The 22,417-nt window shown below is 64.7% G+C and carries 22 protein-coding genes and 1 pseudogene; 9 read left to right on the forward strand and 14 right to left on the reverse strand.

Features of this window, described 5'->3' with window-relative positions; all coding sequences use genetic code 11:
• Nucleotides 1–51 precede the first annotated feature (51 nt).
• Nucleotides 52–348 carry a hypothetical protein gene (locus tag AOQ71_RS47785; RefSeq protein ID WP_057747366.1) on the forward strand — a complete coding sequence of 99 codons (297 nt, stop codon included), beginning with the start codon at nt 52–54 and terminating at the stop codon, nt 346–348.
• Between the two features lie 72 nt (nt 349–420).
• Here the strand turns inward: AOQ71_RS47785 and AOQ71_RS14535 are convergent, their stop codons facing one another.
• On the reverse strand, nt 421–2,076 hold the full coding sequence (locus tag AOQ71_RS14535; RefSeq protein ID WP_057747367.1) for a fumarate hydratase: 1,656 nt from the start codon (nt 2,074–2,076) through the stop codon (nt 421–423).
• Nucleotides 2,077–2,326: 250 nt separating this feature from the next.
• Between AOQ71_RS14535 and AOQ71_RS14540 the strand changes: the two genes are divergently transcribed.
• Nucleotides 2,327–2,806, forward strand: a complete 480-nt coding sequence (locus tag AOQ71_RS14540) for a hypothetical protein (RefSeq protein WP_057747404.1) — start codon at nt 2,327–2,329, stop codon at nt 2,804–2,806.
• Between the two features lie 299 nt (nt 2,807–3,105).
• Nucleotides 3,106–3,279 (forward strand): hypothetical protein, encoded by a 174-nt coding sequence (locus tag AOQ71_RS46300; RefSeq protein WP_167353975.1) that lies wholly within the window; start codon nt 3,106–3,108, stop codon nt 3,277–3,279.
• An 83-nt stretch (nt 3,280–3,362) separates the two neighbouring features.
• Here the strand turns inward: AOQ71_RS46300 and AOQ71_RS14545 are convergent, their stop codons facing one another.
• Nucleotides 3,363–4,070 carry a glutathione S-transferase gene (locus AOQ71_RS14545; RefSeq protein ID WP_057747368.1) on the reverse strand — a complete coding sequence of 236 codons (708 nt, stop codon included), beginning with the start codon at nt 4,068–4,070 and terminating at the stop codon, nt 3,363–3,365.
• A 284-nt stretch (nt 4,071–4,354) separates the two neighbouring features.
• Between AOQ71_RS14545 and AOQ71_RS14550 the strand changes: the two genes are divergently transcribed.
• The 4 genes from AOQ71_RS14550 to AOQ71_RS14565 all read left to right on the forward strand — a co-directional run bounded on the left by AOQ71_RS14550 (nt 4,355) and on the right by AOQ71_RS14565 (nt 7,859).
• Nucleotides 4,355–5,344 carry an ABC transporter substrate-binding protein gene (locus tag AOQ71_RS14550; RefSeq protein WP_057747369.1) on the forward strand — a complete coding sequence of 330 codons (990 nt, stop codon included), beginning with the start codon at nt 4,355–4,357 and terminating at the stop codon, nt 5,342–5,344.
• On the forward strand, nt 5,335–6,183 hold the full coding sequence (locus AOQ71_RS14555; protein WP_057747370.1) for an ABC transporter permease: 849 nt from the start codon (nt 5,335–5,337) through the stop codon (nt 6,181–6,183). Before AOQ71_RS14550 ends, AOQ71_RS14555 begins: the two co-directional genes overlap by 10 nt.
• The gene (locus tag AOQ71_RS14560; protein WP_057747405.1) at nt 6,183–7,043 is read left to right on the forward strand and encodes an ABC transporter ATP-binding protein; all 861 of its coding nucleotides are present in this window, start codon (nt 6,183–6,185) and stop codon (nt 7,041–7,043) included. The genes AOQ71_RS14555 and AOQ71_RS14560 overlap by 1 nt, the downstream gene beginning before the upstream one ends.
• Nucleotides 7,044–7,133: 90 nt before the next feature.
• Nucleotides 7,134–7,859: a Crp/Fnr family transcriptional regulator gene (locus AOQ71_RS14565; protein ID WP_057747406.1), complete on the forward strand. Its 726-nt coding sequence runs from the start codon at nt 7,134–7,136 to the stop codon at nt 7,857–7,859.
• 10 nt (nt 7,860–7,869) lie between these two features.
• Here AOQ71_RS14565 and AOQ71_RS47790 read toward each other — a convergent pair.
• The 10 genes and pseudogenes from AOQ71_RS47790 to flgB form a co-directional block, all read right to left on the reverse strand.
• The coding region (locus tag AOQ71_RS47790) for an amidase family protein (protein ID WP_245316878.1) at nt 7,870–8,718 on the reverse strand (849 nt) is incomplete at its 5' end.
• A 1-nt stretch (nt 8,719) separates the two neighbouring features.
• Nucleotides 8,720–9,244 (reverse strand): annotated as a pseudogene (locus tag AOQ71_RS47795) (amidase family protein); the annotation flags it as partial.
• A 171-nt stretch (nt 9,245–9,415) separates the two neighbouring features.
• Entirely contained in the window at nt 9,416–10,420 is a 1,005-nt protein-coding gene (locus AOQ71_RS14575; protein ID WP_057747371.1) for a Tim44 domain-containing protein, read from the reverse strand.
• Between the two features lie 317 nt (nt 10,421–10,737).
• Complete coding sequence (cckA, locus tag AOQ71_RS14580; RefSeq protein WP_057747372.1) at nt 10,738–13,323, reverse strand: cell cycle histidine kinase CckA; 2,586 nt, start codon at nt 13,321–13,323, stop codon at nt 10,738–10,740.
• A gap of 154 nt (nt 13,324–13,477) precedes the next feature.
• A complete protein-coding gene (gene flhB / locus AOQ71_RS14585; protein WP_057747373.1) occupies nt 13,478–14,557 on the reverse strand; it encodes a flagellar biosynthesis protein FlhB in 1,080 nt (359 codons plus the stop codon).
• Between the two features lie 10 nt (nt 14,558–14,567).
• Entirely contained in the window at nt 14,568–15,338 is a 771-nt protein-coding gene (gene fliR, locus AOQ71_RS14590; protein ID WP_057747374.1) for a flagellar biosynthetic protein FliR, read from the reverse strand.
• Between the two features lie 17 nt (nt 15,339–15,355).
• Nucleotides 15,356–15,619: a flagellar biosynthesis protein FliQ gene (gene fliQ / locus AOQ71_RS14595; protein WP_027534765.1), complete on the reverse strand. Its 264-nt coding sequence runs from the start codon at nt 15,617–15,619 to the stop codon at nt 15,356–15,358.
• 175 nt (nt 15,620–15,794) lie between these two features.
• Nucleotides 15,795–16,103, reverse strand: a complete 309-nt coding sequence (gene fliE, locus AOQ71_RS14600; protein ID WP_057747375.1) for a flagellar hook-basal body complex protein FliE — start codon at nt 16,101–16,103, stop codon at nt 15,795–15,797.
• Between the two features lie 17 nt (nt 16,104–16,120).
• On the reverse strand, nt 16,121–16,546 hold the full coding sequence (gene flgC, locus AOQ71_RS14605) for a flagellar basal body rod protein FlgC (RefSeq protein WP_057747376.1): 426 nt from the start codon (nt 16,544–16,546) through the stop codon (nt 16,121–16,123).
• Nucleotides 16,547–16,623: 77 nt separating this feature from the next.
• Nucleotides 16,624–17,028, reverse strand: coding sequence for a flagellar basal body rod protein FlgB (flgB, locus tag AOQ71_RS14610; RefSeq protein ID WP_057747377.1), 405 nt, complete (start codon nt 17,026–17,028; stop codon nt 16,624–16,626).
• 351 nt (nt 17,029–17,379) lie between these two features.
• Between flgB and AOQ71_RS14615 the strand changes: the two genes are divergently transcribed.
• The gene (locus AOQ71_RS14615; RefSeq protein WP_057747378.1) at nt 17,380–18,348 is read left to right on the forward strand and encodes a flagellar biosynthetic protein FliO; all 969 of its coding nucleotides are present in this window, start codon (nt 17,380–17,382) and stop codon (nt 18,346–18,348) included.
• Nucleotides 18,345–19,103 (forward strand): flagellar type III secretion system pore protein FliP, encoded by a 759-nt coding sequence (fliP, locus tag AOQ71_RS14620; RefSeq protein WP_057747379.1) that lies wholly within the window; start codon nt 18,345–18,347, stop codon nt 19,101–19,103. The genes AOQ71_RS14615 and fliP overlap by 4 nt, the downstream gene beginning before the upstream one ends.
• A 196-nt stretch (nt 19,104–19,299) precedes the next feature.
• On the opposite strand, the gene AOQ71_RS14625 is transcribed toward fliP, so the two are convergent.
• Together AOQ71_RS14625 and AOQ71_RS14630 are read right to left on the reverse strand one after the other, a co-directional pair.
• Complete coding sequence (locus tag AOQ71_RS14625; protein WP_057747380.1) at nt 19,300–19,533, reverse strand: hypothetical protein; 234 nt, start codon at nt 19,531–19,533, stop codon at nt 19,300–19,302.
• Between the two features lie 80 nt (nt 19,534–19,613).
• On the reverse strand, nt 19,614–22,417 hold a 2,804-nt coding region (locus AOQ71_RS14630; protein WP_245316879.1), incomplete at its 5' end, for a tetratricopeptide repeat protein.

Here is a 22,417-nt window from a genome sequence, read left to right on the forward strand (position 1 = left end):
GACTGGTTGCGGATCGTCGCAACCGGCCGCGACAATGTTCGGGAGACGCGAATGGCCGTGGACGGCAACTGGAATCTGACCATGACGACGCCGATGGGCGAGCGCCAGGCAACGCTGAGCCTGAAGCAAGGCGGCGGCACGCTCACGGGCACGCTGGACGCGGACGGCAATACCGCCGAGATTTTTGACGGCACCGTCAGCGGCGACAACGTCTCCTGGAAAGTCTCGATCACCAATCCGATGCCGCTGACGCTCGAATTCACCGGCACGGTCTCCGGCGACAGCATCAACGGCGAGATGGGCATTGGCCCGATGGGCAGTTTCCCGTTCACCGGAGCACGGGCGTAGAGCTACTCGGTCATTGGATTCCGGGCTCGCGCCAAGAGGCGCGCCCCGGAATGACGGCGCTGGAGTGCCGCCTCAGCCCAGATTCAACTCCTTGAAGAAGTCGTTCCCCTTGTCATCGATGATGATGAACGCCGGGAAGTCGACGACCTCGATGCGCCAGATCGCTTCCATGCCGAGCTCGGGATATTCGAGCACCTCGACCTTCTTGATGCAGTGCTCGGCGAGGTTCGCCGCCGCGCCGCCGATCGAGCCGAGATAGAAGCCGCCATATTTTTTACAAGCTTCGCGCACGGCAGGTGCGCGGTTGCCCTTTGCGACCATTACCATCGAGCCGCCGGCGGCCTGGAACTGGTCGACGAAGGAATCCATGCGGCCCGCCGTGGTCGGACCGAACGCACCGGAGGCGTAGCCCTCGGGCGTTTTGGCCGGGCCGGCGTAGTAGACCGGATGGTTCTTGAAATAGTCGGGTAGCGGCTCGCCCTTCTCCAGCCGCTCGCGCAGCTTGGCGTGTGCAGAGTCGCGCGCGACGATCATGGTGCCGGTCATCGAGACCCGCGTCTTGATCGGATATTTCGAGAACGTCGCCAAAATGTCCTTCATCGGCTGGTTGAGGTCGATCTTGACCACCTCGCCGCCGAGCGCCTCTTCGACCTCAGGCAGGTACTGCGCCGGGTTATGCTCGAGCTCCTCGAGATAGACGCCGTCCTTGGTGATCTTGCCGAGCACCTGGCGGTCGGCCGAGCAGGACACGCCAAGCCCGATCGGCAGCGAGGCACCGTGGCGCGGCATGCGGATAACTCGCACGTCGTGGCAGAAATATTTTCCGCCGAACTGCGCGCCGACTCCGAGCGACTGCGTCATCTTGTGGATTTCCTTCTCCATCTCGACGTCGCGGAAGGCGTTGCCATCGGGCGAGCCGTGGGTCGGCAGCGCATCGAGATAACGGGCGGAGGCGAGCTTCACCGTCTTCACGCAGAGCTCGGCCGAGGTGCCGCCGATCACGATGGCGAGGTGATAAGGCGGGCACGCGGCGGTGCCGAGCGTCAGGATCTTCTCCTTCAGGAAAGCCAGCAACCGGTCCTTGGTCAGCACCGAGGGCGTGGCCTGGAACAGAAAGCTCTTGTTGGCGGAGCCGCCGCCCTTCGCCATGAACATGAATTTGTAGGCGTCGTCGCCCTCGGCATAGATCTCGCACTGCGCCGGCATGTTGTTGGCGGTGTTCTTCTCCTCATACATCGACAAGGGAGCAACCTGCGAGTAGCGCAGGTTACGGCGCAAATAGGCATCGCGCGCGCCTTCCGACAGCGCCGCCTCGTCCTCACCGTCGGTGATGACGTTGCAGCCCTTCTTGCCCATGATGATCGCAGTGCCGGTGTCCTGGCACATCGGCAGCACGCCGCCGGCGGCGATGTTGGCGTTCTTCAGAAAATCCAGTGCTACGAACTTGTCGTTCGGGCTGGCCTCGCCGTCCTCCAGGATGGCGCGGAGCTGCTTCAGATGGCCCGGGCGCAAATAATGATTGATGTCGCCGAAAGCCGCCTCCGACAGCGCCCGCAGCGCCTCGCGCGAGACTACCAGCATGTCCTTGCCCAAGACCTTCTCGACCCTGACGCCCTCGGACGAAATCTTCTTGTAGGGCGTCTCGTCCTTGCCCAGCGGAAACAGCGGGGTGTGCTTGTAGGGCGGGACGGGCTTGGACTGGTCGGGGAAGGCGGTGGGAGCGTTCATGGGGCGATCTCGGGTTTTGCAGCCCTGGCGGGCCTCTCAGCATGGAAGCGTTCTAAGCTTTTTTGCCACAAAGGGAAGGCGTCCTGGCGCGGCCGGGGCATCCCGATTCGGTGCTTTATTTGGGTGCCATGACGGCCATTTTTGCCGCCTGCCTGCAATAGCTGGAGTTGTGCCCGGTCGAGCCGGGTTGCACCCCTTGCGCTTCGCGCGCGGCGACGGTTGAATGCGCGCCCTCAAGGGGCTTTTCATCATGATTTCCAGACTGCACGTCCGCGGCGCGATTATTGTCGCCACTGCAATCACCGGCCTTGTGACCCTGCCTGCGCCTGCGCGCGCCGACCAGTGCGACGACATCGCCAAGCAGCTTGCCGGCGGCATCGACGGGCTGAAGGTCAACTTCAAGGCCGCCAACATCATCTACCTCACCCATCCCGCGGCGAAGGAGCTGTCGCTCGGCTGCCGTTCTAAGGGACAGGCCTATTCCAACGAGCTCTACGCCAAGGGCGACCGCAAGCCGACGCCGCAGTTCTATGATCTCGTGGCCTCCGCGGCCGCGATCATCTTCACAGTGACCAAGGACGACACCACGACCGGCGCCACGCGCTGCCTGAAGCGCATGGGCCTGCTCCGCGGCGACAAGATCACCATGCGCTACAAGCGCCTCAACATGGAATGCACCCGCACCAAGACGGAAGCCGCGATCGCGATCACGCGGCCCAAGGACGAGTAGGCCGGGCTGCCTTCACTCCTTCCCCGAGTGCAGAGGGCATCGCGACGCTGCCCACCACGTACTCCGTCATTGCGAGCGCAGCGAAGCAATCCAGCGTCTTTCCACGGAGGGATTCTGGATTGCTCCGCTGCGCTCGCAATGACGAGGAGAGGCCACTGGCTCGCCGGGACATCGGGACGATTGGCGCGAGAAAACGTCATTCAACCCACCAGATCCCTTCGCATTTTAACGATTGGCTTGACGGACCATTCGTCCCTCGCAGGGCAGGGTCATCAGGTTCAATCTGTGAGGATCCGTGGATGAGCGTTTCCAGCGTTGCGCCGCCGCCTGTCACGATCGTGGTTCCGAGCTACGACACGACCAAGCAGCCGGACGACCAGACCAAGACCCAGGACAACGACCCGACCTACCAGCCGACGCCGCCGGCGCCGCTGCCGCCGGGTCAGGGCACCCGGATCGATCAGCTCGCCTGATCAAGCTTTTCTGCAATGGATCGCCCGGTCCCGACGACCGGGCCTTTCGCGTGCCCGGCCGCAACTTTGCCGGATAGCGCGACCTAGGCGTCCAGCTCGCGATAGCGCCGGAAGATGCCCTGCTCGTTGAAGGGAATGCGGCGATCGCTGGCGAGATAGGCCTTGATGTTCGGCCGTGCGGCGACGCGGTCATGCAGGCCGACGAGACCAGGGATATTCTTCTCGAACGCTTTCATGCGCCTGGGAAAGGCATAGCGCAGTCCGGCGACGATCTGGAACAGCGAGAGATCGACGTAAGTCAAGCGTCGACCGATGACATGGGCACCGCCGTTGCTGTCGAGAAGCCCTTCGAAATAGCCGAGATATTTCGGCACGCGCTCGTCCCAGAACGCGGCCGTGCGCTTCTTGGCCGGCGGTTTCTGGTCCTCATAGTAGAGCGATGGCCCGAGCGGATGATGGGTGTCGTGGATCTCCACCACGAAATCGGCGATGGTGAGCTGAAGCTGGTGCACCCAGAGTTTACCCGCTTCCGTCTTCGGCGCGAGCCCATGTCGCGCGCCGAGATAGAGCAGGATGTTGGCGGTCTGGCCGATGACGAGCTTGCCCGCTTTCAGGAACGGCGGCGCAAAGGGCGGCGTGCCCTTGCGGGCCTCCATCATCTTCATCATGGCGCCGCTGCCGCGCGGGCCGCGTGCGACGTCGACGTAGGCCGCACCCGCCTCCTCCAGCGCCAGCCGCACATATTCGCCGCGGCCCTGGATCTCGGGCCAGTAATAGAGCTCGTATTTCATGGGAGGGGTCCGTGAGCGTGGGAGCGACGGGCCCAATGTAGCATGCGGTCGGATGTTCCGTCAGGATGAGACGGCGCCGCCTTGCTGACACTCCAACACGCCGGTCCCCGAACGTCGTGTCGATTAATTGCTTCCCGAGATCGTGGCGCCGGGCGAGCATGCCAACATAGGCCGATCCTCAAGCGAGCGGCCGGGAGGACGCGGGAGTCTGTGGCGGAACCGTTCAGGGCGGTCTCCGCGGTCGCATCGGGGCTGCCGCCGGGCGCGGCACGAGGGAGATCGTCATGCACTGGAACACCGTCCGCCCAATCGCAGCACTTGCGCTTTGCTGCCTTGCCATCAGTCCAGGCTGCGCCTCGGCCGCGGAATTGCTCAAAGCCCGGCTTGCGCAAAACCTCGGACCGATCTCCGGCCTTGCGATCGTCGCCAAATCGAAGGGAATCTTCGAAAAGAACGGACTGGACGTCACAGTCGCGAACTTCACGTCCGGCAAGCAATGCCTGGACACCGTGATCGGAGGCGGCGCCGACATCGCGACGACGGCCGAGGCGCCGGTCACCGCTGCAGCGATGGCTGGCCAGCCCATCGCCTTCGTCGCCGGCATGGAATATTCCGACCTCAAGACGGTCGTCACGGCCAAGGCCGCCATCAAGACCAGGGCGGATCTTCGCGACAAGCGAATCGGATTCACCGCCGGCACCGGCAGCGAAGTTTACACGGCGACCTTGCTGAAATCGGCGGGATTGACGGCCAAGGATGTCACCCTCGTCAACCTGCGGCCGCAGGAGATGCTGCCGGCGCTCGCAGCCGGAAGCATCGATGCGATCGACACCTGGGAGCCCCACATCGCCAACGCGAAGAAGGCCCTGGGCGAAGCCGTCGCCGAGCTCGATACTTCAGGCACTTATTCCGAGACGTTCAACATCGTCGTCATGAGGCCCTATCTGGACGCCAACCCCGCGCTGATCGAGAAGTTCATCGCCGCACTGATCGATGCGGAGGTCTGGATGAAGGCACATCCGGATGACGCGATCACGGTCGTGGCGGACGCCGTCGGCATGAAGCGGGACGAGCTCGCCCCGATCTGGACCGATTATGTTTACCGGGTGCGTCTCGACGACCGGCTGGTCGAGATTCTCAAGACCCACTCCGCATGGCGCCTCGAGAGCGGCAACCATCCTCCGGGCGCTGTGATGCCCGACTTCAGCAAGGTCGTCGTCAGCGAGCCGCTGAAAAAAATGGCCCCCGAACGGGTCACTCTTTCGTGGAAATAGGCACCCGCACAGCCATGCAGGATGGCACGTCAGCGCCACAGCGGATTGCTGTTCGCAGTAGCGGCCGCAACCGGCGGCCGGATTCAGCCCGTCTTCGCCGCCTCAATATTCTGGTCGGGGCGCTGTCGCTGCCGCTGTTCGTCGGCCTCTGGGAATTGGCGTCCCGCTCCGGGGCCGTCAACATGGTGCTGTTTCCGCCGCCGACGGTGGTTGCCGCGGCCGTGCTCGAGTGGATACGAAGCGGACAATTCCTCGTCGATCTCACGGCCAGCCTCTATCGCGTCACCACGGGCTTCATGGTGGGCGGCGCCCTCGGCATCCTGTTCGGCATCCTCACCGGCCAATTCCCGGTCATGTCGAGCCTGCTGTCCCCGCTCTTCCATATCCTGCGGCCAATTCCGCCGATTGCTTTCGTGCCGATCGTCATTCTCTGGTTCGGCCTGTCGGAGGCCGGCAAACTCTTCCTCGTCGTATGGGGAGTGTTCTTCACGGTCTGGCTTTCGACCCATATCGGCGTGCAGAAGGTCGACCGCGGCCTGATCCGGGCGGCCTTGATGCTCGGCACGCCGCGGCGGCAGATGCTGCAGGAGATCGTGCTGCTGGGCGCGCTGCCCTACATCGTGGTGGGCTTGCGCACCGCTGTCAGCATCTCCTTTTACACGCTGGTCGCGGCCGAGCTTGCCGGCACTTTCGCCGGCATCGTCTACAGGATCGAGATCGCGCAGCAGAACATGCAGACGGGCCAGGTCATGGGCGGGCTCGCCGCGCTCGGGTTGATTTCGTTCATTGCCGACCGGCTGTTTGCGGTTCTTGCCGAACGTACCGTCTGGTGGCGCTGATGTCGGGATCTCGATCGATCGTGAAACTGGCGCTGGCAAGCTCACCGGCCTCCGTGGACTCGGCGCGGAAGCAACCGGCCATTCAAGTCTCGAACCTGAGCATCGTGTTCGACACCCATCGCGGGCAGACCGTCGCGGTGGATCGCGTGTCCTTTGACGTCGCGCCTGGCGAATTCGTCTGCGTCGTGGGGCCCTCCGGCTGCGGCAAATCGACGGTGCTCAACACGATCGCCGGACTGGAAGTGCCTTATGAAGGCGACATCCTGGTGGAAGGCTCGCCTGTTGGCGGCCCGCGGCCCGATGTCGGCATGGTGTTCCAGCAGCCGCATCTTTTCCCCTGGAAGTCGGTCCGCAGGAACATCGCGCACGGCCCCAGGATGCATCGCAAGTCCAGGAAGGAAGCGAATGCCATCGCCGACGATCTGATCGCGATGATCGGTCTCAAGCGTTTCGCCGACGCTTATCCGAACACGCTGTCCGGCGGCATGCAACAGCGCGTGGCGATCGCGCGGGCGCTGGCCAACCAGCCCCGCGTGCTGCTGATGGACGAACCCTTCGGGGCCCTCGACGCGCAGACCCGGGCGGTGATGCAAGACAATCTGCTGGAGCTGCGCGACCGGATCAAGGCGACAATCGTGTTCGTCACGCATGACATCGATGAAGCCATCTTGCTCGCCGACCGCGTTCTCATCATGAGCGCGGGACCTGGCCGCATCCTGCGCGAGGTCGCGGTCAAGCTGCCGCGTCCGCGGTCGAGCACGATCATGGTCGAACCATCATATCTTTCCCTCAAGAAGGATTGTCTCGACGTCATCCGCGCCGAAGGAGCGCGGGCGTTCAATCAGTCGGACTCGAACTGATCGCCTCGACCTCGAAAATCGAGAGGAGAATCGCATTGCGCTGGCATGGTTCTTGAATCATCGACGCCGGGTCTCATGGTGGAGCCGGCGATGCACAGGGCGAACAGCGCGATAGCGGCAGGTGTGATGCTGGCCGAGTCGGACGACCTCGTCAGGCCGCTGCCTGGCCTGCTCGATGGCCTCAACCGGGCCGATCGCAATCGCCTGCGTGCGATCGGACGCGAGAAGACGCTGGAAGCCGGCCAACTGGTCTGGTCTCAGGGCGACGCACAGGTCGGGATCTACCTGATCAGCGAGGGGCGCATCCGCAGCTATTATGCGGCGCCGTCAGGGCGCGAGGTCACCCTCGCCTACTGGTTCCCCGGCAACTTCGTCGGCGGCCCCGACATGTTCGGAACGGGCCCACATATGTGGACGTCGGTTGCGGCCGAACGCAGCCAGCTGACGTTCATGCCCGGCCCGGCGCTGCGGCGGCTTGCGCTGGAATCGGCGGCGATCGCCGTCGCCTTGCTGGATGCCCTGGCGTTCAAGGCGCGATGCTATTCGGCGATGGCCCAGATGCTTGGGACGCGCTCGGTGACCGAGCGGCTGCACAGCCTGCTGATCTTCCTGTCGCACGTCTACGGCGTGAAGCGCGACAACGAGATCGTCGTCGGCATGCCGTTTACCCACGGCGATCTCGCCAATCTCATCGGGTCCACCCGCCAATGGGTGACCGTGCAACTCGCGCGGCTCCAGGAGGAAGGCGTGATCCGGTACGACAGATCCGTGATTTCGATCCTGGATCTTTCGATGCTCGGGCAGGAGATGGAATAATCTCCGCCTTTCAGGCGCTGGGCTTCAATGCGAACGCCGCTCGGTCTGCACCAGCCTCGAATCGCCGCGCCAGTCCGATCAGCGCGCGATCGTGCCAGGCCGGCGCCAGCAGGGTCACACCCATCGGCATGCCATCAGGCAATGTCGCATTCGGAACCGCTACGCCGCAGAGATCAAGCAGATTGGCAAAGTACGAATAGTAGCCGAGGTGATTGTTGAGGGTGATCGGATCGACCAGCATCTCCTCCAGCGTGAAGGGCCGCGGTGCGGTCGGGACCACCAGCGCGTCGATCCCCGCAAAGATCGCCTCGGCGTCGCGGCGCAGCCGGTGCAAACGGTGAATCGCGCCGAACGTGTCGGTCGCCGAATAGCCGGCGGCTGAAGCGAGCACGGTCCTGGTGACATCGAGCAGGGAGCCGGACTCGATGTCCAGGAGCGCAGCTATTGCCGAGTGCCGCTCGGCGACCCAAGGTCCGCTGAACATCAACTCCCCGGCCTGCCGGAACGGGGTGAAGTCCACCTCAACAGCCGTTCCGCCGATCTCGGTGAAACGCGCGCAGGCGCGCTCATACAGTCCGCCGCATTCCGGCATGCCGAAGCATTCGAGATCGGCGGATGCAATGCGGCCGAACCGGAACGATGACAACGATCCTCCCGCGAAGGAAAACGCCCTTGGTCGGCGGCTGTAGGGATCTTCGAAGTCGAACCCTTCGATGATGTCGAGGATCGCCTCGCCATCGCTGACGGTATTGCAGAACACCGAAACGCAATCGATCGTCGGGCAATTCGGCACCAGCCCGCGTGACGACACAAGCCCAACGGTCGGCTTGATTCCGACGATGTTGTTGAAACCGGCGGGNCCCGCCGGTGTCGGTGCCGAGCGCGAACGCCACGTGCCCTGCCGCCACGGCGACCGCAGACCCGGAACTTGAGCCGCCCGAAACATAGCGCGCGTGGGCGACCGACGCGCAGGGGCCATAGGGGGAACGCGCGCCGGACAAGCCTGTGGCGAACTGATCGAGATTGGTCTTTCCGAGGCAAATTGCGCCGGCCGCGCTGAGGCGTTCGACGCTGCGCGCGGAATGCCACGGCGTGTAGCTGAACGCCGGGCAGGCGGCGGTGGTCGGCATTCCCTCGACGTCGATATTGTCCTTCACGCCAAAGGGAATGCCGAGCAGCGGAAGATGTTCACCCGTCCGCGCGCGCGCCACGAGCTTGCGGCATGCTTCGAGCGCCTCCTCGCGCGGGCGGACATAGATCCAGCAATTGCGGTCGCGCTCGGCCTCGATCCGGTCATAGACAGCTTCAATCGCCTCCAACGGCAAGGACGAATTTCTGGCGGGGTTGTCGTGATGTGTCCTGGAGTGCGCGACGGACTGGCTCACCGAATATCTCCTTCTGCACCTGGCTGGCGCGAAGTTGCGGGAGTTCGGCGCAGGCAACAAGCAATTAAGTGCTTCCCGCAAAATGCTCGGCCGTATCAGGGCATCGGCGGCTCAACGAAAAAGGGCGCCGTGCTTGAGGCACGACGCCCTCGTTTGTTGCTCTGCGTGCGATCAGTTGGTCTGCTGGATCGCCGACAATTCCCAGGGGCTGCCCGGGCGGCGCGCGAAGGTCCAGACTTCGGTGACCTCGCCAGGCTGCTCACTGCCGGCGACGATCGCGCCGGTGTTGCGGTCGACCGTCTTGTCGCTGAGCGAAAAGCGCATCGCCACGGTCGCGTAATCAGTCTCGCCCTCACGCCAGGCTTCCGCGAGGTCGCCCTGCAACAGCTTGACGTTGGCCACCTTGTTGACGACGTTGCGCGCGCGGTTCTGGGCAAGGTCCTGCTCGAAATAGGAGACCATTTCCGGCGTCGCGAGCGTGTGCAGCTTTGCGACGTCCTCGTTCGACCACGCCGACTGGATGTCGCCGAGCAGGCGCTCGAACGCCTCATAATCAGCAGGCTTGATCTCGAGCGGCGCGTTGTTGGCGCCGAAGCCGAAGCCGCCGCCGAGACCAGAGCTAAGACCGCCACCAAGACCGCCACCGAGACCGCTGCGATAGCTCGTCTGCGGTCCCGCACCGGCATAGGCCGCCTGCGGCGAATTGCGGCGCTGCCACCAGGACATCGCCAGCCGCACCACGAACACGACGAGCACGATCTGGATGATCAGGCCCAGGAACGAGGACAGGCCGCCGAGACCGCCGAACAGGCCACCCCCGAACAGCATGCCGAGCAAGCCGGCGCCGAGGAAGCCGGCCGCAAGACCACCCAGGAAACCGCCGCCGCGGTTGAAAAAGCCGCCGCGCGAAGGCGCGGTTGTGCTCATACCCGCGCCCGGCTGGCTATAGGTGCGGTTGAATTGCGAGGTCGAGCCCGGCGCGGTCGTGGTCGACGGCGGGGCCGAGAAGGTCCGCGAACCGCGCGAACCCGACGAGAAGCCGCCGCCGACGCGGGCGTCAGCGGACGAGATCGCCAGCGCCGTCGGCAGCGCGAGCGCCAGAACGACGGCAATCGTCTTCACGAGACTGCGGGACCATTGCGAGAAATTCATGTTCGTTTCCCAAATCCCCGGCATGGGGACGTGCCAGTAACATGGGCAGGCTTCACCAAAAAGGAAGCCGGTTTCGGAACCGGCGGCTGCGGCCCTCGGTCGCGGGGACACGGTAAAAGTCCATATTCGACGGGGGGTTGGCCGGATACGGGCGGGAACTGTGGTCGCGGGTTACCGGCGGGGAAATTCCGCTCCCTCCCCGTCATTGCGAGGAGCCCTTGCGACGAAGCAATCCAGAATTCCTCCGCGGGAGCAGTCTGGATTGCTTCGTGGAGCCTGTCATCGGGCCGCGCTTCGCGCGGACCCGGTGGCTCGCAATGACGGAGTGTGTGGCGCTTACCTCACCCCTGCTTCGTCATCGTCTCCTTCACCGCCGCGACGAGCTGGCTGAGCGTGAACGGCTTTGGCAGGAAGTCGAACTGCTGGCCCTCGGGCAGGCTCTTCTCGAAAGCGTCTTCAGCGTAGCCGGAGACGAAGATGAAGCGGATATCCGGGTTCTTCTCCCGCATCGCCTTGAGCAGCGTCGGCCCATCCATTTCCGGCATGACGACGTCGGAGACGACGAGATCGATGGCGCCGCTCTGCTCGTCCAGCACCTCCATCGCCTCAACGCCGTTCTCGGCCTCGACCACGGTATAGCCGCGCGAGCGCAGGCCGCGAGCGTTCAGCGCGCGCAGACCCTCTTCGTCCTCGACCAGCAGGATGGTGCCCTGCCCGGTGAGATCGGTGCGAGGCTTGCTCTCCACAGCGGCGGACGCAGCGTCCTTGGCAGCGCCGTTGGCCGCAGCGGCGACAACGGCGGGCTGCTCAACCGGCACCTCAGCCTCGGCGTGGTGACGCGGCAGGAAGATGTGGAACGAGGTGCCCTGCCCCGGCTCGGAATCGACGTAGATGAAGCCGCCGGTCTGCTTGACAATGCCGTAGACGGTTGAAAGGCCAAGGCCAGTGCCCTTGCCGACTTCCTTGGTCGAGAAGAACGGCTCGAAGATCTTGTCCCTGATATCAGCGGGAATGCCGGTGCCGGTGTCGGCAACTTCAATCCGCACATAATCCGCCGCCGGCATGCCCTTGTAGGCGAGCTTGCCCGCCTCTTCCGTCGCGACGTTGGCGGTACGGATGATCAGCTTGCCGCCGTCGGGCATGGCATCGCGCGCGTTCACCGCGAGATTGACGATGACCTGCTCGAACTGGGAGACGTCGACCTTGACCGGCCAGAGGTCGCGGCCGTGGATCAGGTCGAGCTTGACCTTCTCGCCGATCAGCCGGCGCAGCAGCATGGTGAGATCGGAGAGCGCATCGCCGAGATCGAGCACCTGCGGCCGCAGCGTCTGCCGCCGCGAGAAGGCGAGCAGCTGCCGCACCAGGGTCGCAGCCCGCGTCGCGTTCTGCTTGATCTGCATGATGTCCTGGAACGACGGATCGGTCGGCTTGTGCGCGTTCAGCAGGAAGTCGTTCGCCATCATGATGGCGGAGAGCACGTTGTTGAAGTCGTGAGCGATGCCGCCGGCGAGTTGGCCGACCGTCTCCATCTTCTGCGACTGGTTGATCTGATTCTCCAGCGCACGCCGCTCGGTGGTCTCGAGCATGTGCACGATCGCGGCTTCCGCATCGTTCTCGGCGGCATCGACGGGAGTGACGAAGAACTGGCCCCAGCGCTCCTTCGGTCCTTCCAACGCCACCTCGACCGGCGCGATGTCGGCCTGGTTTTCGGCCGCTTGATTGATGGCTGCAATCAAAAGGTGCCGATCGCGCGCATTGACCGCACGGAAGATCGACTTGGAGGCGCTGTCGAGCCCGAGGCCCTGCGCGAGCTTGGCGTAGCGCGCATTCGCGCGCACGACGTTGCCGCCGCGATCCACGGTGGCGATCGCCATCGGCGTGTGGTCGAAGAAGCGCATGAAGCGCACTTCGGCCGCACGATCAGGATCGCTGCGCTCGTCACGGGCGCGGCTGATGACGAGCGTGCGCGAGGGTCCCGGCGCGCCGTCGGCGCCGAAGGCGAGCTTGTGATAGAGCCGGACCGGCATGGTCTTGCCGGTGCGCATGCGCAGATCGATGTCGAAGACTTCGGTCTTCACCTCGCCCGGCACCGCCACGATCGAAGACAGCAGCGAAGCGCCGTCGCCCGAGACGATGTCGGCGAGCTTCAGGCCGCCCGAGCCGATCTCGGCGAGATCATAGTCGAGCCAGTTGGCCAGCGTCGCGTTGACATAAGCGAGCTCGCCGGCGGGATTGACCGAGAAGAAGCCGCACGGCGCGTGATCGAGATATTCGATCGCGTGCTGGAGTTCCTGGAACACGTCTTCCTGGCGCTCGCGGTCGCGGGTGATGTCGGCGATCGACCACACCGCATATTTGGCCTCGCGCTTGCCGGTGCCGAGCGGACGCACCCGCATGCGCAGCCAGCGCCCGTGGCTGCCGTCCTGGCCGGAAATGCGCACCTCTTCCTGCTGCCGTTTTCCTTCGCGGGCGGCTTTCAGCAGGCGGAACACGGCTTCGGAAACGTCAGGATTGCCGATGAAGACGCGCTCCACGGGGCGCACGTCCTGCGGGCCGGCGGCGCCGGTCAGCGTCAGATAGGCCGCGTTGGAATAGACCACATGGCCGCGCGGATCGGTCACGGCCAGGCCGTCGAAGGCATGGTCGGAGATGCGGCCGATGATGGGATCGTCGAGATTGCGGTCGGCGAAGCGGATGATGCCGGCGGCGAAGGCGAACAGGTTGAACAGGCCGATCATCGCCAGCACGGCGAGGATGCCGAGAATGTAGGGCTGCGCCTGCGCACGCCCGAGCGTCATCAGGCCGACGGCGACCACGACGAGGCCGGTGGCAACCAGCAGCACCAGCGCAATGCTGCCCGAGCGCGGCGACGGCTCATGCGCCGCAACGGGCTCGCGTGACAGATTGTGGTCGGTCTCGGCGGTCATTTCACGCTAGGGCAGCCTGTCGGCAGAGAATCAACGCGCCACAGGGCACGTCGGGTCCTCCCTGCCTGAATCGGACCCGCGGACGCAAGGGCGACAGGGGCGAAAGGTACGCTGATTCCCAGTTTACAGCCATTTCCGGTACTTTTCCGGGGTTTTATTGCCGCGCGGCACTGAAACCGCGCTTCAGCCGGATGACATAGCCGATGACTTCGGCGACCGCATGGTAGTGCTCGACGGGGATTTCCTTGTCGATTTCTGCGGTCGCATAGAGCGCGCGGGCCAGTGGCACGTTCTCGACGATCGGGATGTCGTGCTCGCGCGCGATCTCCCGGATCTTGAACGCGAGGTTGTCGACGCCCTTGGCGACGCAGATCGGCGCCGACATGCCGCGTTCGTAGGATAGCGCCACCGAATAGTGGGTCGGGTTGGTGATGATCACCGACGCCTTGGGAACCGCCGCCATCATGCGCTTCTTGGAGCGCTGCTGCCGCAATTGCCGGAGCTTGCCCTTGATGTGCGGGTCGCCTTCGGACTGCTTGAACTCTTCCTTGATCTCCTGCAGCGACATCTTCTGCCGCTGGAACCAGCTGCGATACTGGAAGAAATAATCCCCGATGGCGATGATCGCGAGCGCTGCGACCACCGCGCCGAGCAGATGGACGGTCAGGCCGGTGGAGGCGCCCAACATGGCCATCGGATCGAGCTTGACCATCGCCTCCATGCGGTGCCGCTCCGGCCACAGGATCGTGGTCATGACCACACCGAGGACGACCAGCTTGCCGATGCCCTTGAGAAAATTCACCCCCGCCTGCTTGCCGAAGATGCGCTTGAAGCCGGCAGCCGGCGAGAGCTTGCTGAATTTGGGAATGAGGGATTCGGTCGACCACACCAGCCTGTGCTGCAGCATGTTGCCGGCAATCGCCGCGATCACCAGCATCAAGAGCGGCACGCCGACCGCAGCCAGCACCGCGACCTCGATCTGCTGCATCAGCGCGAGCAGATTGCCGGAATCGGTTTTGATCATCCAGGAATTGGCGAGCAGATTGCGCAGCGGCGTCAGCAGGCCGCTGCCGACCGAGCCCGAGAAGGTCGAGACCACCAGCGTGCCACCCGCGATCATGAACCAGGTGTTGATCTCCTGGCTTTTGGCGACGTCGCCGCGTTCGAGCGCCTGGTCGAGGCGCTTTTGCGTCGGGTCTTCTGTTTGACTCTCTGGATCGTTGTCTTCGGCCATCGATCACCCGTCACTTGAGCGGCAGCATCTGGTGCATGACGCCGATGAAGTAGTCGAGATAGGTGCCCATCATCGCCGTGAGCACCACGGCCAGCACCATGAAGCCCGCGAAGATCGACAGCGGCACGCCGACGAAATAGACCTGCATCTGCGGCATCAGGCGCGCCAGCACCCCAAGTCCGATGTTGAAGACGAGGCCGAACACCAGGAACGGCCCCGACAACTGCAGGCCGAGCAGGAACGCGGCGGAGAAGGCGCGCGTCGCCAGCGAGGCGACGTCGCCGCTCGAGACGGTCTCGCCCGGGGCAAAGATCGAATAGCTGTCGTTCAGCGCCGCGATCACCAGATGATGGCTGTCGGTGGCGAACAGCAAGGTCACGCCCAGCATGGTGAGGAAGTTGCCGACAAGAACGCCCTGCTGCCCCTGGGTCGGATCGACCGAGGTGACGAAGCCAAGTCCCATCTGCTGCGCGATCACCGCGCCCGCGACCTGGAGCGCCGCGAGCGTCACGCGCGCGGTGGCGCCGAGCACGATGCCGATGACGATCTCATGCAGCATCAGGACCAGCATCGGCGCGAGCGAGCCCATGTCGACCTGATAGGCGTTGCGATGCAGCGGCAGGATGATCAGCGTGAGCAGCAGCGCAATCGACAGCTTCACCCGCGTCGGGATGTTGGTCTCGCCGAGCCCCGGCAGCAGCATCACCATCGCGCCGACCCGGGCGAAAGCGAGCATGAAGGCCGCGGCAAGTGCCGGCAGCAGCGAGACGTCGATGCGCATGGTGAGCGCATTGTGCCTCAGCCGCCGATGATTCGCGACGAGATCCGCAGCATGTGGGAATGCAGCGCGTCGGCCATGAACGGCAGCGCCAATAGCATTGTGGCAAAGATGGCCAGGATCTTCGGCACATAGACCAGCGTCTGCTCCTGGATCTGCGTCAGCGCCTGGAACAGCGACACGATCACGCCGACCACCAGCCCGACCACCATCAGCGGCGAGGACACGATCACGATGGTCCAGATCGCATCGCGGGCGACGTCGAGGGTCTCGGGTCCGGTCATTTACAGAATTCCTCTATTCATTCCTCGCCTCCCCACCGCCATCCCGGGCGATACGAAGACCTATCCCCTCGTCATTGCGAGCGAAGCGAAGCAATCCAGACTGGCGCGTGCGGAACGACTCTGGATTGCTTCGCTACGCTCGCAATGACGGCTGGGCGAGCGCCAGCTCCAGAAATCAGATCGGCATCTTCATGATGTCTTCATACGCCGCGATCACGCGGTCGCGGACCGAGACCAGCGTGGACACCGCGACATCGGTGTCGGCGACCGCCGTCACCACGTCCATGACGTTGGCCTTGCCGTTGGCCATCGCCACGGTCTGCGCGTCGGACTTGCGGCCGGATTCCATGACGCTGCCGACGGCGTCTTTCAGCAGCGCGGCAAAGGACTGCCCGTTCGGCTCGCTGCCCTTGCCCGCGCCGGTATTTTCCAGCACACGCGCAAGATTGGCGTAGGCGTTGGCCGCGATTGTCGGTGTTGCCATGGCTTAAAATTTCCTGTTCAGGCCTTGAGGATGTCGAGCGTGCGCTGGATCATCCGGCGCGTTGCACTGATGATGTTGACATTGGCCTCGTAGGACCGCTGCGCATCGCGCATGTCGGTCATCTCGACCACCGAATTCACATTGGGATATTTGACGTTGCCGCTGGCGTCCGCCGCCGGATTTGTCGGCTCGTATTTGACGCGAAAGTCGGACTGGTCGGGCTTGATCCTGCCAAGCGTGACCACCTGCGCGTCGAGCGTGCGGTCGAGCGCGGAGGAGAACGTCGGCACCTTGCGCCGATAGGGATCGCCGCCCGCGGTGGCCGAGGTCGAATCCGCATTCGCGATGTTCTCGGAGATCACCCGCATGCGCCCGGCCTGGGCCCGCAGGCCCGAGGTCGCGATCGCCATGGAGCGGGCAAAGTCACTGCTGTCGTTGGCCATGATCTAGCTCCTCTGGTTCTCTATCTTTGAGCATGATCTTTTTGGAAAACCGCTTCACACTATTCCGAGATCATGCTCTAGCCTTTGCCGATCGCGGTCTTCAGAAGATGCAGGCTCTTCGAGTAGAGCGAGGTCACCGCCGCGTAGTCCATCTGGTTGTTGGCGGACTTCATCATCTCCTCTTCGAGATTGACGGCGTTGCCTGCGGGGCGGGTCTCGAAACCCGCGTTCTTGTTCTGGTCGAAGCTCGAGGCCGCCCCCGACGGCGTCATGTGGGAGGCGCTGGTGACAGTCATGGCCAGGGTCCCCATCGAGCCTGTGGTGGCTCCGTTCTTGTCGAACTTCGGCTCGACCAGCTCGCGTGGCCGGAAATTGGGGGTGTCGGAATTGGAGACGTTCTCGGACAGGACGCGCTGGCGTTCCTGGTGCCACTGCATCTTGGTGCGAAGCGCCGACAACACCGGTAGATCGTTGATGGACATCGTCGCGGCTCCTTCCGCCTCTTGCGGACCCTGAGATCCGAAGCTAGGCAGAATTTGCCGCGTGTATGGTTAACAGGTGGTTAAGGCACGGCGGATCCATGTTTCCGATTGAGACATGTAATCCCCGCCCCCTGATTCGACCCGTTCCAAAAGCCGCATTAACCCAACCGCTTGGCGACGCATGCGCAGGCCAAGAAGTCGTTTTGGATCGGGCGATTCATGGGTTATTAAGAGTTGGGGACGGCAGAACTTGCCGCGGGACGTTAAGAAATCACAGGTTTGGGGCATCGCAGGCCGATGGTCGGGATCCGACTATAGGCAGGACAGAAGCGCCATTTACCGGGGACAGGTATGAACGGTAGTCCTATCACCTTCATCGTCGCGTTCATCGTCGTTCTGGCGTTGATCGGCGTCGCGGCGTGGCTGGTCCGCCGATTCGCGACCACCCGGCTCGGCGCCAACACCCAGCGCGGCAGGATGCCCCGGCTCGCCGTGATCGACGCGGCCGCGGTCGACGGCCGCCGGCGCCTGGTGCTGGTCCGCCGTGACAATGTCGAGCATCTCCTGATGATCGGGGGCCCCACCGACATCGTCGTCGAACCGAATATCGTGCGCGCCGCCGCGGGCCGTGACCAGATTCCGCAGCGTCCCAGCGCCGCCGAGCCGCCGCGCCTCGCTCCGATGCCCGATGCCGGCAGCTGGGCCGACGAGGCGCCGCGCCCCGAAGTGCTCGACCATCCCGAACCGCAGATGCCCGAGCCGCCGCCCCGGCCCGCGCGTCCGTCGTTCGCCGACGAGGTCCGCCGGCCGGCGCCTGCACTGGCCGAGCGCCGCAGTGAGCCGCAGCTCGGCGGCTTCCCGCCTGAACCGATGCCGCGTCCCGAGCGTGAGTCTCGTCACGAGCCGATGCCGCGCGTTGCACGCAACGAACCGCCGCTGATGCCGCGCCCGCCGCGCCAGAGCGATCCGGCGAAAATGCCGCCGGTGCGCGCCGAGCGTGCAGCTGCGCCGCCACCTCCTCCCCCGATACCGCAGGCCGCTCCCCCCGTTCCGCCGCCCGCCCCCGCTGCCGCCGCGCCGTCGAGCGCCGAGCAGAATCTCGCCGAGATGGCCCAGCGCCTCGAGGCTGCCTTGCGCCGTCCGGCCGGCGAGCCCATCGCCCCGCCGGTGGCACCGGATGCGCCTGCGCCGCGCGCTGCCCGCGCCGAGCCGCCCGCACCTCCGGCTCCGCCGGCAAGGCCGGCTCAGGAGAAGACCAGCTTTGAAAATCTCGAAGACGAGATGGCCTCGCTGCTCGGCCGTCCGAAGCCGTCTTCGTGAGGCTGCCGTCCTTCCCGCGTAGAGTATTCTTTTTTTCTGTCCTGATCGCCGCGACGTCGCTCGCAAGCCCTGCGCATGCGCAGGACATCAGCATCAATCTCGGCGGCGGGGCTGGCGGTGGCGGCGTCACCGAGCGTGCGATCCAGCTGATCGCGCTGCTCACGGTGCTGTCGATCGCCCCGTCGATCCTGATCATGATGACGTCGTTCACGCGCATCGTGGTCGTGCTGTCGCTGCTGCGCACCGCGATGGGCACGGCGACCGCGCCGCCGAACTCCGTGATCCTGGCGCTGGCGATGTTCCTCACCTTCTTCGTGATGGGACCAGTGCTGCAGAAATCCTACGACGACGGCATCCGCCCGCTGGTCGCCAACCAGATCAGCGTCGAGGACGCGTTCCAGCGCGCCTCCGTTCCGTTGCGCGGCTTCATGCAGAAGAACGTGCGCGAGAAGGATTTGAAGCTGTTTCTCGATCTCTCCGGCGAGCCGCCACCGGCGACGCCCGACGACCTCGCGCTGCGCATCCTGGTCCCGGCCTTCATGATCTCCGAGCTGAAGCGCGCCTTCGAGATCGGCTTCCTGCTGTTCCTCCCCTTCCTGATCATCGACCTCGTCGTCGCCTCGGTGCTGATGTCGATGGGCATGATGATGCTGCCGCCCGCGACGATCTCGCTGCCGTTCAAGCTGATCTTCTTCGTGCTGGTCGACGGCTGGTCGCTGGTGGCGGGGAGCCTGGTGCAGAGTTACGGGGGATAGTGGGCGCCGGGCGCAACATGTGGCGCATCCACCCGGCGCCAATGATTGCCACCGACCTTTGCCCGTCATTGCGAGGAGCCCTTGCGACGAAGCAATCCAGACTGCCTCCGCGGAAAGATTCTGGATTGCTTCGCTGCGCTCGCAATGACGAGTGTGTGGCGACGCCTCGGGCCGCGCGTCGCGCGGAGCGACGGTCCTACTTCACGTCGTATTGCTTGCTGAGGTGATCGCCGATCTGCACCAGCATCGCGACGCTTTCGGGGAAGCCGGGCTTGTCGCGTGTGGCCTGGTCGGCGTCGGCCCGGAACTCCCAGCTGTCGCCGTCGCGGACAACAGAGATGACGAGGCTGTCAGGACCGTTGGCATGGACCTTCAATTCGGCCCGCGCCATGGCGATGAGTTCGGCTTCGGTCTTGGCAGGCTTGCTCATATCGTCGCTCTCCCGGCATGAAGGTGGGCAGGTTGCCGCCTCGGCCGGCACCTGTCGAGAGGCCAGAAGTAGCAGAATTTCTACCGCGTCATCTTGATCTGCCGCACGACGGGGATCGTCGGCAGCGAGCCGGTATGCTCGGTCTCGTCCTTGGCCTGCGGCGACGCCGGCGCGCGGGCGGTCGCGTCGGGGAAGCGCTGCTTCATCTCGCGCAGGAAACCGTCGAGCGTGTCGACGCTTGCGGCGAGTTTTGCGATTTCGGCGAATTCGGCGCTGGAGGCGGCGGCCGGCTTGCTGGCGATGTCGAAGGCGATCCGGTCGGCGCTCTCGCTCATCAAGGGCGCGTATTTCTCGCGGAAACGCGACAGTCCGATCGAATCGTCGGCAAGCGCATAGCCGACGGCGGCGCGGATGATGTCGCTCTTCTCGACCGCGTTGAGCGGCTTGAAGTCGCGGAAGCGATCGCCGTAATAGAGCTCGATCTGCTCGGCAGACTCGCGCCAGCGCCGCGCCGCCCAGAAAATATCCGACCGCAGCCGCAGCACTTCACGCCCCGATACGTTGGAAACGATGTCGAGCGCGAGGTCATGCCGGCCGACGTCGCTCTGCGCCCGCGCCTCGAGCAGCAGGCGCTGCTGCCGCAGCTCGCCGGAGAGGTCGCTGATGCGGCTGGCGCGCAGCGCCGTGATCGCCATGTCCGGCTTGCGGTTGGCGAGATAGATCATGGCAAGGCGCGCGGCGACCTGCGCGCGTGCTGCGCCTTCGAGGCGATGGTCGACCTGGTATTGCAGGAGCTCGGCGGCCTGGTCGAGCAGGTCGATCGAAGCGAGACGATCGGCAAGACGGCGGATCAGCTCGTCGCCGCGGCGGCCGATCGGCGTCAGCTCGCGAAACTCGTAGAACATTCCGAGCGCCTCGACCGGCGGCAGTTCATCGCCTTTGGGCCCCAGGAAGATCTGCGTAAACAGGTCCGACGCCAGATCCTGCGCCTGGCGCGAAGCTTCCGAGTTCGGCTGCATCTTCGTCGCGGTGCGCGCCGCGGTGAGCGCGTCGCGGTAGCGCCCGTTCTCCGAATAGAGCTGCGATAGCATCTGCAGCGTCTTGACCTCGATCGAGTCGCCGCGCCAAGTCATCGACAGCGTCTCTAGCTCCTTCAGCGCCTCTTCCTTGCCGATCTCGTCGCGCTTCTGGCGCAATGCGACCTCGAGCTGCTTGGCTTCGGCGGCGGCCTGCCGATCGGCCGAGGCAACCGCGAATTTATAGTCGTCGAGTGCGTCCTTGTCGTGCCCGAGCGCTTCGGCGAGCCGGCCGCGCAGCACCGCAAAGCCAGGCGCCGCCTCCGGCGGCACGCCGACCACTTCGATCTCGCCGCGGCGCTTGGAGGCGCCGGCATAGTCCTTGACCTCGAGCGAGGCGCGCATCGCATCCATCGTCACGATGCGCTGGACGTCCAGCGGCAGCGAAGCGATGGCGAATTCGACGTTCTTGAATTTTTCGCGGGCGTCCGCCCATTTGCCCTGGCGCGCATAAGCGAGCGCCTTCCAGAGCTGGGAATCGTGGCTGTTGCCGATCACGGGGTTGGCGAGATCCTTCAGGCCCTGGGTCGTGCGCCCGATCAGGATGCTCGCGATCGCGTGGATGATCAGCGCGCTGCTCTCCTCCTTGTTGAGCGGATCCGAAAGCATCACCTCGGTCACGGACTTGGCTTCGTAATACATCGCGCGCGACATGTAGAACTGGGCGAGATCGAGCCGCGGCAGCGAGCGCTGCGCCGGCTCGACGGCCGAGATCGCCGTGATCAGATCGCTCTGGCGCGTCCAGAAATCTTCCGACTGGCCCTTGCGCCAGCTCTCGGGACTGAAGACCGGCCGCACCGCAGTCGGTGCGCGCTCCGCAGAGACGTCGACCGGCGACAGCGTCAGGCCGCCCTTCTTGCCGAGAATGACCTTGTCCTGTCCGACCTCGACGCCAACATCGTCGGAATTCGGCCGGATCGCGATGCCGTGCGCGGATTCCAGCAGCGAGAGATCGACGAGATCCTGTCGCTTGATGAAGCCGCGGACCGGCCGCTGCGCGGTGACGACGTAGAGCATGTCACCGGCGTCAGGGTCGGTAAGCTTGTGCAGCTGGCCTGGATTGGCAAAGGGGATGGCGATGTTGGCGAGTGCGGGATCGGTGATGTTGCGAGACATCATCAGCGGCAACGGCGGCGCCTGGATCTTGTCGGCGAGCGTCAGCAGCCAGTTGGTCTCCTTGCCGACCTCCTCGCTGGTCAGCGAATAGACCAGCGGACGGGTGAGACGGATTCGCACCGCCTGTCCCTTCTCGAGTGGCATGCGGCTGACCTCGCCGATCATCGCACCACCCCGGGCGCGGATCGCTTCGACATCGATGGGCTTTGGCGAGTCGAACACCAGCCACACCGTGTCGCCGCGGCGGAACGCTGCGGCCGGCGTTGCAACGGAAAGCGGGAACGTCACGCGCAAGCCGTCGCTGTCGCGCCGCGCATCGACGCTGGCAACAGGGGGCGGCGGGCCGGCTTGCGCCTCGACCGGAGCCGGTTTGGGCGCGTCCTTTGCTGCTTCCTTGACCGTCTCCTTGGGCTGTTCCTTGACCGGCTCCTTCGCGGATTCCTGCGCGACCTCTTTAGGCGCTTCGGCAGCCATTGGCTTGGCAGGCGCAGCGGCTTCCATCGCGGGCGGCGCGGGCTTGGGCGCGTCCGTGACATGGGGAGCTTCGGTCGAGTTGACGGCAGCAGCAGGTTTCGGCGCTTCGGCTGCCGGCATCGCGGCAGGCGCTTCGGGCTTCACCTCGATCTTGGCTTCGCGCGCGATCACCTCCGAGGTCGGCGGCTTGATCTCGCTATGAGCCTCCTGCGGCTTGG

This window comes from Bradyrhizobium manausense (assembly GCF_001440035.1).
Classification (GTDB): domain Bacteria; phylum Pseudomonadota; class Alphaproteobacteria; order Rhizobiales; family Xanthobacteraceae; genus Bradyrhizobium; species Bradyrhizobium manausense.